The sequence below is a fragment of the Methylobacillus sp. MM3 genome (assembly GCF_001645185.1).
GTDB lineage: Bacteria > Pseudomonadota > Gammaproteobacteria > Burkholderiales > Methylophilaceae > MM2.
Map to the genome: position 1 here is coordinate 1 of NZ_LXTQ01000036.1, position 397 is coordinate 397.

At 69.5% G+C, this 397-nt stretch carries 1 protein-coding gene; it reads left to right on the plus strand.

The features are described from left to right. A partial coding sequence (locus A7976_RS15180) for a hypothetical protein (protein WP_205633493.1) occupies nt 1-256 on the plus strand: 256 nt, incomplete at its 5' end. Nucleotides 257-397 lie beyond the last annotated feature (141 nt).

Sequence of the window (397 nt, forward strand, 5' to 3'; positions counted from 1 at the left end):
CGCCAAGGCGATCGCCGAGATGATCCGCGTGGCCAAGCCGGGCAGCCTGTTGCTGATCGCCGACGAGACCGAGAAGCACGTGAAGGGCGTCTATGAGGCGGTTCCAGGAGAGCGCGGCTACTTCCGGGGGCGCTACGGCGACGTGGTCGCCCCGGTGGACCTCGTGCCCCCCGCCATGCCGGACATCCGGCTGGAGCTCTTGCGCGCCGACAGCTTCTACGTCCTGACCTTCCACAAGCCGGTCGCCCCCGCTTGAGCGTCGCTAAGCGCCGTCTCCCTCCAGCTTCAGCCGCAGGTCCACCAGCACGCGGTGGACGGTTTGCAGCTCCTCCACGGCGAGGCCTTCCGCCAGGCGCTCGACCCAGGGCGCCTGCAAGCGCATGGCCGCCTCAAAGGC